General features: G+C 75.1%; 9 protein-coding genes. All 9 read left to right on the top strand.

Annotated elements, in window-relative coordinates:
• Positions 1-1,341, top strand: a 1,341-nt coding sequence (locus H9652_RS19150) for a 2-oxo acid dehydrogenase subunit E2 (protein WP_225228497.1), incomplete at its 5' end; no start/stop codon positions are given.
• Between the two features lie 44 nt (positions 1,342-1,385).
• Positions 1,386-3,014, top strand: coding sequence for a carboxyl transferase domain-containing protein (locus tag H9652_RS19145; RefSeq protein WP_191798375.1), 1,629 nt, complete (start codon positions 1,386-1,388; stop codon positions 3,012-3,014).
• Positions 3,015-3,130: 116 nt separating this feature from the next.
• Entirely contained in the window at positions 3,131-5,272 is a 2,142-nt protein-coding gene (locus H9652_RS19140) for an ATP-binding protein (protein WP_318244280.1), read from the top strand.
• Positions 5,269-6,453 carry an acyl-CoA dehydrogenase family protein gene (locus H9652_RS19135; protein ID WP_191798371.1) on the top strand — a complete coding sequence of 395 codons (1,185 nt, stop codon included), beginning with the start codon at positions 5,269-5,271 and terminating at the stop codon, positions 6,451-6,453. The genes H9652_RS19140 and H9652_RS19135 overlap by 4 nt, the downstream gene beginning before the upstream one ends.
• A gap of 128 nt (positions 6,454-6,581) precedes the next feature.
• Complete coding sequence (locus tag H9652_RS19130; RefSeq protein WP_191798369.1) at positions 6,582-7,136, top strand: MaoC family dehydratase; 555 nt, start codon at positions 6,582-6,584, stop codon at positions 7,134-7,136.
• Positions 7,133-8,047: an HpcH/HpaI aldolase/citrate lyase family protein gene (locus H9652_RS19125; protein ID WP_191798367.1), complete on the top strand. Its 915-nt coding sequence runs from the start codon at positions 7,133-7,135 to the stop codon at positions 8,045-8,047. The genes H9652_RS19130 and H9652_RS19125 overlap by 4 nt, the downstream gene beginning before the upstream one ends.
• Entirely contained in the window at positions 8,044-8,850 is an 807-nt protein-coding gene (locus tag H9652_RS19120; RefSeq protein WP_191798365.1) for a CoA transferase subunit A, read from the top strand. The genes H9652_RS19125 and H9652_RS19120 overlap by 4 nt, the downstream gene beginning before the upstream one ends.
• A gap of 1 nt (position 8,851) precedes the next feature.
• Positions 8,852-9,613, top strand: a complete 762-nt coding sequence (locus H9652_RS19115) for a 3-oxoacid CoA-transferase subunit B (RefSeq protein ID WP_191798363.1) — start codon at positions 8,852-8,854, stop codon at positions 9,611-9,613.
• The gene (locus tag H9652_RS19110) at positions 9,610-10,770 is read left to right on the top strand and encodes an acetyl-CoA C-acyltransferase (RefSeq protein ID WP_191798361.1); all 1,161 of its coding nucleotides are present in this window, start codon (positions 9,610-9,612) and stop codon (positions 10,768-10,770) included. The genes H9652_RS19115 and H9652_RS19110 overlap by 4 nt, the downstream gene beginning before the upstream one ends.
• Positions 10,771-10,852 lie beyond the last annotated feature (82 nt).

Here is a 10,852-nt window from a genome sequence, read left to right as displayed (position 1 = left end):
ACCCCAGATGGCCGCATCTCGACGGACGGGACCACCCACGCGGCCCCGACCGAGCGACCCCGCTCGACCCCGCCCGTGCGCCGGCTGGCCAAGCAGCTCGGGGTCCACCTCGAACGGATCGTCGGGACCGGCGCTCGCGGGCTCGTGACCCGCGAGGACGTCCTCGCGGCGGTGAGCTGTGCACAGGCCGGGTCCCGGGAGGGGACGGTGACCGGCGCGGCCCAGGACGCGGCGCCCGGTCGACGCGCGGGCACGGGTCGGGAGCGCAACGGCGTCCATGGCCTTCCCAGCGACGCGTCGAGGGGACCGGCGTCCCGGGGCTTCGGCACCGCGAACCTGGCCGACGACTGGGACGACGAAGACGCGGCCGACGCCGACGAGCCCGCTCCCCGCACGACGGGGCGCAACGCGCCGACCTCGCTGCGCGACATCCTCGGTCAGTCCGGACTGGCCCGCGCGGCCTCCCGGCGCGCCGGAGGGTTCCCGCTGCCGGAGGCTCCCACCGCACCGGCCGAGGCCGACCGTGGGAGGGGAGCGGCGTCGTCGGGCAGGGTGAGCAGCGGTGAGACCCGCACGCCCGTGCGCGGCGTGCGCAAGCACACCGCCGCCGCGATGGTCGCGAGCGCGTTCACCGCACCCCACGCGACCGTGTTCCTCACGCTCGACGTCACGCGCTCGACCGACCTTCTCGACCGCCTCCGGACCCACCCGCTCGCCCGGGGGACCAAGGTCACGGTCCTGGCGCTCGTCGCGCGGGCGCTGTGCGTCGTCCTGCCACGGCACCCCTCGCTCAACAGCCGCTGGGAGGACCTGCCGGACGGGAGCGCGGAGATCGTCCACAGCCCGCGCGTCCACCTGGGGATAGCGGTCGCGACCGAGCGCGGGCTCGTCGTGCCGCACGTGCCCGACGCGCACACGCTCGGGCTCACGGGTCTGGCGCAGGCGCTCACGGACCTCACCGTGACGGCCCGCAGCGGTCGTACCGCGCCCGAGCGGCTCACCGGCGGGACCGTCACGATCACCAACGTCGGGGTGTTCGGCGTCGACGCCGGGACGCCGATCCTGGTGCCGGGCGAGGCCGCGATCCTGGGCGTCGGGGCCGTGCGCAAGCGTCCCTGGGAGCACGAGGGACAGGTCGCGCTGCGTGACGTCCTGACGCTGAGCCTGTCGTTCGACCACCGCGTGGTCGACGGCGAGCAGGGCGCCCGGTTCCTTGCCGAGCTCGGGGCGCTGCTCGCCGACCCGGCGCTCGCGCTGCCCCTCGCGGGTGACCCGGGTGACCCGGGCGGCCCCGGCGACCCCGGTGACCAGGGCGCGTCCCGGACGGGGGCGGCCTCGTGACCGCGACCCTGCCGACCACGCGTCCGCCGGGCGTCGGCGACGTCCTGGGGACGACGCTCGACCCGTCCTCGGCAGGCGCCCGCGCCAACGGTGCGGCGCAGCGCTCGCTCGTCGCCGGGCTGCGCGAGCGCACGGCCCGTGCCGCGCTCGGCGGTCCCGAGCCGTCCCGCGCCCGGCACGTCGCGCGCGGCAAGCTGCTGCCGCGCGAGCGCGTCGAGCACCTGCTCGACGAGGGCAGCCCGTTCCTGGAGATCGCGCCGCTCGCGGCCGAGGGGATGCTGGGCGGGGAGTGGCCCGGTGCGGGTGTGGTCGCGGGGATCGGGATCGTGGAGGGCCGCCGGGTCCTGGTCGTGTGCAACGACGCGACCGTCAAGGGCGGCACGTACCACCCGCTCACGGTCAAGAAGCACCTGCGGGCCCAGGAGATCGCGCTCGAGAACCGGCTGCCGTGCATCTACCTGGTCGACTCGGGCGGCGCGTTCCTGCCGCTCCAGGCCGAGGTGTTCCCCGACCGGGACCACTTCGGCCGGATCTTCTACCACCAGGCCCGGCTCTCGGCCGCGGGCGTCCCGCAGATCGCGGCGGTCCTGGGCTCCTGCACCGCGGGTGGTGCGTACGTGCCCGCGATGAGCGACGAGACCGTGATCGTGCGGAACCAGGGCACGATCTTCCTGGGTGGCCCGCCGCTCGTGAAGGCCGCGATCGGCGAGGTCGTCACGGCCGAGGAGCTGGGCGGCGGCGACCTGCACGCGCGCCGCTCGGGCGTCACGGACCACCTGGCGGAGGACGACGAGCACGCGCTCGCGATCGTGCGCCGCATCGTCTCGACGCTCCCGCCGGACCCGGCGCCTGCATGGGCCGTGGAACCGAGCGCCCCGCCCGTCGTCGGGAAGGACGAGCCCGGCGGACCGGGCGAGAGCCTGTACGGCGCGGTGCCGGTCGACGTCCAGGCGCCCTACGACGCGCGCGAGATCGTCGCGCGGCTGGTCGACGGCAGCGTGTTCCACGAGTTCAAGCGCGAGTACGGCGACACCCTGGTCACGGGGTTCGCGCACCTGCACGGGCACCCCGTGGGGATCGTGGCGAACAACGGGGTCCTGTTCAGCCCGTCGGCGCTCAAGGGGGCGCACTTCGTCGAGCTGTGCGACCAGCGCGGCATCCCGCTCGTGTTCCTGCAGAACATCTCGGGGTTCATGGTCGGCACCGACGCCGAGGCCGGCGGCATCGCCAAGGACGGCGCCAAGATGGTCACGGCGGTCGCGACGACGCGCGTGCCCAAGCTGACGGTCGTGGTCGGCGGGTCGTTCGGGGCGGGCAACTACTCGATGTGCGGGCGCGCGTACTCGCCGCGCTTCCTGTGGTCGTGGCCCGCGAGCCGGATCTCGGTCATGGGCGGCCCGCAGGCCGCGTCGGTGCTCGCGACGGTCAAGGCCGACCAGCTCGCGGCGCGCGGCGAGCAGTGGGCGCCCGACGAGGAGGCCGCCTTCCGCGAGGACATCCGCTCACGCTACGAGGAGCAGGGCGACCCGTACTACGCCACGGCCCGGCTCTGGGACGACGGCGTCATCGACCCGGCCGACACGCGCCGCGTGCTGGGACTCGCGCTCGACGTGTGCGCCCGCACGCCGTTGGCCCCGACCGAGGGCCCGCGCTTCGGGCTCTTCAGGATGTGAGGGCCGTGCTCCCGCTGCGCACCCCCGCCCCGCCCGGCGTCCCCGGGTTGTCAGAACCAGCGAGCACCCCAGGTCACGCTGGTTCTGACAGCACGAGCACGCGTCCCTTCGGTACGGTGCTCGTCGCCAACCGTGGCGAGATCGCGTGCCGCATCATCGCCACGCTGCGCCGCCTCGGCATCCGCTCGGTCGCGGTCCACAGCGACGCCGACGTCGGCGCGCGCCACGTGTCCCTCGCCGACGTCGCGGTACGCATCGGCCCGGCCGCCGCGACCGCGTCGTACCTGAGCGTGCCCGCGATCATCGACGCGGCCCGCGCGACGGGCGCCGACGCGATCCACCCCGGCTACGGCTTCCTGTCCGAGAACCCCGAGCTCGCGCGGGCCTGCGCGGACGCGGGCATCGTGTTCGTCGGGCCGGGCGTCGCGGCGCTCGAGGCCATGGCCGACAAGATCACCGCCAAGGAGATCGTCGCGGCGCGGGGCGTCCCGGTCGTGCCGGGCAGCACGGGGCGCGACCCCGTGTCCGGCCGGGCGCTCGACGACGAGGCCCTCGCCCGGGCCGCGCGCGCCGTCGGCTTCCCGCTGCTCGTCAAGCCCTCGGCGGGCGGCGGCGGCAAGGGCATGCAGGTCGTGACCTCGGCCGACGACCTGCCGGCCGCCCTCGCGAGCGCCCGCCGCGTCGCGACCCGGTCGTTCGGCGACGGCACGCTGCTCGTCGAGCGCCTCGTCGCCCGGCCGCGCCACATCGAGGTACAGGTCCTCGCGGACTCGTACGGCGCCGTCGTGCACCTGGGGGAGCGCGAGTGCTCGCTCCAGCGCCGTCACCAGAAGGTCGTCGAGGAGGCGCCGTCGCCGTTGCTGGACGCCGCGACCCGCGCCCGCATCGGGGAGGCCGCGTGCGAGGTCGCGCGCGGCGTCGACTACGAGGGGGCCGGGACGGTCGAGTTCCTCGTGCCCGCGGACGACCCGGCGACGTTCTTCTTCATCGAGATGAACACGCGCCTGCAGGTCGAGCACCCCGTGACGGAGATGGTCACGGGCCTGGACCTGGTCGAGGCCCAGCTCCGCGTCGCGGCGGGCGAGCCGCTGGGCTTCGCGCAGGAGGACGTCGTGCTGCGGGGCCACGCGATCGAGGCCCGCCTCTACGCCGAGTCGCCGGCGCGCGGGTTCCTGCCCGCGACGGGCGACGTCCTCGCGCTCGTCGAGCCCGACGGCGAGGGGTGGCGTCTCGACAGCGGCCTCACCGAGGGCCTGCGCGTCGGGGGAGAGTACGACCCGCTGCTCGCGAAGGCCGTCGCGCACGGCGCCGACCGGGCCCAGGCGCTCGACCGGCTCGACCGCCTGCTCGCGGAGACGCTGGTCCTGGGCGTCGACACCAACATCGGCTTCCTGCGAGCCCTGCTCGCGGCCCCGGACGTCCGGTCCGGGGACCTCGACACGGGGTTGATCGAGCGGTTCGTGGCGACCGGGGGAGTGCCCCCCGGGACCGCGACCGAGGACGACCTCGTGGCGGTCGCGCTGTGCTCGCTCGCGGGGTCGGACGCTCACGGCGCCGCGCCGCACGCGACCGGACCGTGGGGCGCGGGCGACGGCTGGCGGCTCAACGCCGCGCCCCGCTCGCGCCGGGTCGTGCTGCTCGCCCCGGCCGACGAGCCGCACGAGGTGACCGTGACCGGAGACGTGAGCGACGCCGTCGTGCACGTGGACGACGGCGAGTCCCGGCGTGCCTCGCTGACGCCGGTCGGGGGGCACGCGTGGCGGCTGGTCGTGGACGGCGTGGGAGAGACCGTGCACCTCGCGACCGGCGCCGACGGGAGCGTCTGGCTCGCTCGCGACGGCCGGGTCGTACAGGTCGCCGTCCCGACGCGCGCCGAGCGCCTCGCGCGGCGCGCGGCCGCCCGCCGCGACGGCTCCGAGCGCACCGACGGCCTGACCAGCCCCGACGTCCGCGCGGGCATGCCCGGCACGGTCGTCGCGGTCGCCGTCACCGACGGCGAGACCGTCGCCGCGGGCGCGGTCCTCGTCGTGGTCGAGGCCATGAAGATGGAGCACCCGCTCACGGCGCCGCACGCGGGCGTTGTGCGGCTCACGGCCCGCCCGGGCGACCTGGTGCGGCGCGACGAGGTGGTCGCCCGCGTCGAACCATCGCCCGACGACGCCGCTCCCGCCCCGGCGGACGAGCGCGAGATCCTGCAGCACCCCCAGGCCGACATCCCGGCCGTCCCCGTCCCCTCCCACACCCCAGGAGCGCCATGAACACCGAGCTCACCGACGAGCAGCGCAAGCTCAGCGACACCGTACGAGAGTTCGCGGACACCGTCGTCGCGCCCGCCGCGTACACGTACGACACCGAGCGCCGCCTGCCGCTCGACATCATCCGCGAGATGGGCGACCTGGGGCTCTTCGGTCTGCCGTTCCCCGTCGAGCACGGCGGCCAGGGCAAGGACTACCTGTCGCTGTGCCTCGCGGTCGAGGCGCTCGCGCGCGTCGACCAGAGCATCGCGGTGACCCTGGAGGCCGGTGTGGGGCTCGGGATCATGCCGATCGTGCGGCACGGGACCGCGGAGCAGCGCGAGCGGTGGCTGCCGGACCTCGTCACGGGGCGGGCCCTGGCGGCGTTCGGGCTGACCGAGGCCGAGGCGGGTTCCGACGCGGGCGCCACGCGCACGACGGCGCGGCACGAGCCCGGCCCGGACGGCGGCGGCGGGGTGTGGGTCATCGACGGCAGCAAGCAGTTCATCACCAACTCCGGGACGCCCATCACGAGCGTCGTCACGGTCACCGCGGTCACGGGCGAGGAGCCCCGGGCCGACGGGACCGTGAAGAAGGAGCTGTCGAGCATCCTCGTGCCCTCGGGGACGAAGGGGGTCACGGTCGGGCCGGCCTACGACAAGGTCGGGTGGCACACGTCCGACACGCATCCCCTGACGTTCGAGGACGTCCGGGTCCCCACGGCGAACCTCCTGGGCGAGCAGGGCCGCGGGTACGCGAACTTCCTGCACGCCCTCGACGAGGGGCGCATCGCGTTCGCGGCGCTCGCCACGGGCGCCGCCCAAGGGTGCTTGGAGGAGGCGCTGCGGTACGCGCGGACCCGCAACGTCTTCGGTCGCGACATCGGCTCGAACCAGCACATCGCGTTCACGCTCTCGCGCATGGCGGCCCGCGTCCACCAGGCACGGCTCTGCTACTACGACGCGGCGTCGAAGCTCGCGAACGACGTCCCGTTCAAGGTCGAGGCCTCGATCGCGAAGCTCGTGGGCAGCGAGGCGGCCATGGCCAACGCGCGCGACGCGTCGCAGATCTTCGGCGGCTACGGGTTCCTCAACGAGAACCCCGTGGCCCGCCACTACCGGGACTCCAAGGTGCTCGAGATCGGGGAGGGGACGTCCGAGGTGCAGCTCATGATCATCGCGCGCGGGCTGGGCCTCACGGCCTAGGCCGGAGGTCGAGAACGAGGTTCCCCGCGGTCGAGAACGAGGTCGAGGTCGATATGCCGGCCAGAACGACCGCAACCCCGTTCTCGACCGGACGCCCGACGACGATTACCAGCAGGAAGGAACGCAGGATGCGGGAGATCGCGCAGCGCGGGCTCTACTACGACGAGCTCGAGACCGAGGTCCGCTACGTCCACAGCCCGGGCCGCACGCTGACCGAGGCCGACAACGTGCTGTTCACGACGCTGACCATGAACACGCAGTCGCTCCACCTCGACGCGGCGTGGGCCGCCGACCAGCCCTTCGGGCAGCGGCTCGTGAACTCGATGCTCACGCTCTCGACGCTCGTCGGGGCGTCGGTCGCGCAGCTCACGCAGGGCACGATCGTCGCCAACCTCGGGTTCGCCGAGGTCGCGTTCCCGCACCCGGTGTTCCACGGCGACACCCTGTACTCCTCGACCGTCGTGGTGGAGAAGCGGCCCTCGGCCTCGCGGCCCGGTCAGGGCGTCGTGACGTTCGAGCACCGCGGGCACAACCAGGACGGCGTGCTCGTCGCGCGGGCCGTGCGGTCGACGCTCGTGTGGACCCGCGCGGCGCACGAGGCGGCCCGGGCCGCGACCACCGCACAAGGGGATCCGGACACGGTGGTGCGCGACGCCGTCGGGCAGGAGGGCGGCGCACCGTGACGACCTTCGACCTGGGGCCCGCGCTCCTCTTCTGCCCCGCAGACCGCCCCGACCGCTACCGCAAGGCCGCGGACCGTGCCGACGCCGTGATCCTCGACCTCGAGGACGCCGTCGCGCCGGACCGCAAGGCCGCGGCGCGCGACGCGCTCCTCGCCGAACCCCTCGACCCGGCGCGGACCATCGTGCGGGTCAACGCGGTCGGGACCCCGGACCACGTGGCCGACCTGGCCGCGCTGGCCCGCACCCCCTACCGGACCGTCATGGTCCCCAAGGCCGACGAGCGGCTGCCGCTCGACCTCGGCGGGCTGCGCGTCGTCGCGCTGTGCGAGACGGCCGCGGGCGTGCTGGCCGCCCCCGAGCTCGCCCGTCGGCCCGGCGTCGTCGCCCTCATGTGGGGTGCCGACGACTTGGTCGCGTCGCTCGGCGGGACGTCGAGCCGGTTCCCCGACGGGACCTACCGGGACGTCGCCCGCGCCGCCCGCTCCGCGGTGCTGCTCTCTGCGGGGGCCGCGGGCGTCGCCGCGATCGACGCGGTGCACCTCGCGATCGAGGACCTCGACGGCCTGCGCGACGAGGCGCTCGACGCCGCGGCCGTCGGCTTCGCCGCGACCGCGTGCATCCACCCCTCGCACGTCCCCGTCGTCCGGGCCGCGTACGCGCCACCGCCGGGTGCCGTCGCGGCCGCCCGTTCGCTGCTCGCCGCGGCCACCGGACACGACGGCGTGTTCGTGCACGACGGCGTGATGATCGACGGCCCTTCGCTGCGGCACGCCGAGGCCGTGCTGCGACGGGCACGGGCGGCAGGCGCCGCCGACGGCGCCACCGCCGCGGCCACCGCGGCCACCGTGGCCGACGCAGCAGCCGACCGCACCGCCCCCGAAGCCCTCCGCACAGGAAGCAGACCGACATGACGACCGACGGAACCCGGCCGGCGAGCGACCGCGCCCCGGCCCCCGGGACGACCCCGCGCGCGCCCGGTGTCAGGCACCACCCCGACGCGGCCACCGCCCTCGACGGCCTGCTGCGCGACGGCATGACGATCGCGGTCGGCGGGTTCGGCCTGTGCGGCATCCCGGCCGACCTCATCGAGGCCGTGCGCGACTCGGGCGTGCGCGGGCTCACCGTGGTGTCCAACAACATGGGCGTCGACGGCAAGGGGCTCGGGCTGCTGCTCGAGAGCGACCAGGTCGACAAGGTCCTGTCGTCCTACGTGGGCGAGAACAAGCTGTTCGCGCAGCGGTACCTCGACGGCGACCTCGAGGTCGAGTTCGTGCCGCAGGGCACGCTCGCCGAGCGGCTGCGCGCAGGCGGTGCCGGCATCCCCGCGTTCTACACCGCCACGGGCGTCGGGACGCCGGTCGCCGAGGGCAAGCCCGTCGAGGAGTTCGACGGGCGCCGCTACGTCCTCGAACGCGGCATCGTCGCGGACCTCGCCCTGGTGCACGCGCACCGCGCCGACCCCTACGGCAACCTCACCTACCGGTTCACGGCGCGCAACTTCAACCCGCTCGTCGCGACCGCCGGGCGCGTCACGGTGGTCGAGGCCGAGATCCTCCAGGACGACCCCCTCGACCCCGACGTCGTCGTCACTCCCGGGATCTTCGTCGACCGGCTCGTGCCCGCGCGGCCACGGGTCAAGGACATCGAGCAGCGCACGGTGCGGCCGCGCGCGGTCGGGGTGGGCGCGCCGACCCCCGCAGGAAAGGACGCCTGACATGCCCTGGGACCGGGACGAGATGGCCGCGATCGCCGCGGCCGAGCTGCACGACGGCGACTACGTGAACCTCGGGATCGGCATCCCCACGCTCGTCGCGAACCACCTGCCCCGCGGCGTGTCGATCACGCTGCAGAGCGAGAACGGGATGCTGGGCATCGGGCCGTTCCCGGTCGAGGGTGACGAGGACGCCGACCTCGTCAACGCGGGCAAGCAGACCGTCACTGCCCTGCCGGGCGCGAGCTACTTCGACTCCGCGACGTCGTTCGCCATGATCCGCGGCGGTCACGTCGACATCGCCATCCTCGGGGCCCTGGAGGTCTCCGAGACCGGGGACCTGGCGAACTGGACCGTGCCCGGCAGGCTCGTCAAGGGCATGGGCGGTGCCATGGACCTCGTCGCAGGCACGCCCCGGATCGTCGTGCTCATGGACCACGTGGCGCGCGACGGGTCGCCCAAGCTCCGGCACGAGTGCGCGCTGCCGCTCACGGGAGAGGGCGTGGTGGACCGGATCATCACGGACCGCGCGGTGTTCGACGTCCTGCCCGGCGTCGCGCCAGCACCAGCGGGGACCCGAGGTCACGCTGGTCCCGGCTACCCGCGGCGGCGTCTCGTGCTGCGCGCCGTCGCGCCCGGCGTGACCCTCGACGAGGTGCGGTCCGCGACCGAGGCGAGCTACGACGTCGGGCTGGAAGAACCGGGCGCCCCTGCCGGGGTGCCCGTTCCCCCGCAGTCCCGTACCGGACACCAGGAGGAGTCATGACCGTCGTCGTGGGGTACGCGCGCACCCCGTTCGTGCGTTTCAACGGCGCCTTCGCGACCGTGCCTGCCGCCGTCCTCGGGGCCCACGCGCTGGGCGCGGCGCTCGCGGACGCCGGCATCACGCCCGACGACGTCGAGCTCGTCCTCGCCGGCCAGGTGCTCCAGGGCGGGGCCGGGCAGAACCCCGCGCGGCAGGCCGCCGTCGGTGCGGGCGTGCCCTTCTCGGTGCCCGCGATGACGCTCAACGCGGTGTGCCTGTCGGGCATGGAGGCCGTGGTGCAGGCGCACCGGCTGATCGCCGCGGGCGAGGCGCAGGTCGTCGTGGCCGTGGGGCAGGAGTCGATGAGCCTCGCGCCGCACGCGTGGGTCGGGTCGCGCGCGGGCCAGAGGTTCGGCGACGTGACCCTCGTGGACACGCTCGCGCACGACGGGCTGCGCGACGCGTTCGAGCGGGACTCGATGGGGCTCAGCACCGAGCGGCACGGCGAGGGGCTCGCGATCAGCCGGGAGGCGCAGGACGCGTTCGCGGCGTCGTCGCACGCGCGGGCCGCCGCGGCCGCCGACTTCCTGCGCGGAGAGATCGCGCCCTTCCAGACGCCGGGGCGCGGCGGCCGGCTCGTCGACGCGGACGACGGCGTGCGCGCCGACACCACGGTCGAGGTCCTCGCGCGGCTCCGCCCTGCCTTCCGCGAGGACGGCACCATCACGGCGGGGAACGCGTCGCAGATCTCCGACGGCGCCGCTGCCCTCGTCCTCGTGAGCGACGAGGAGACCGCGCGGCGCGGGCTGACCGGCGCACGCCTCCTCGGGCACGCGCTCGTCGCCGGGCCCGACGTCTCGCTGCACGCGCAGCCCGCGAACGCGATCCTCGCCGCGTGCGGGCGCGCCGGGCTCGCGGTCGACGAGCTGTCCGCGATCGAGATCAACGAGGCCTTCGCCGCGGTGGCCCTCGCGTCGACGGACCTGCTGGGCGTCGACCCTGCGATCGTCGACGCCAACGGCGGCGCCATCGCGCTCGGGCACCCGATCGGGGCGTCCGGCGCGCGGATCGTCGGGCACCTGGCGCGGCGGCTCGTGGCGCTGGGCGGCGACGCCGTGGGCGCGGCGGCGTTGTGCGGCGGTGGAGGGCAGGGGTCGGCGGTGGTGCTGCAGGGGTAGGGCCGACGACTGCGGCGGTGGGCGACCCCGGAGCGGGTGCCTACCGCGTCGAGCGTGCAGCTCGGGTCCTCAGCAGCCGTCC

This window comes from Oerskovia rustica, assembly GCF_014836555.1.
In the GTDB taxonomy this organism is placed as follows: Bacteria; Actinomycetota; Actinomycetes; order Actinomycetales; family Cellulomonadaceae; genus Oerskovia; species Oerskovia rustica.
Note: the sequence above shows the minus strand (reverse complement) of the source record. Positions and strands in the feature narration are given on the sequence as shown.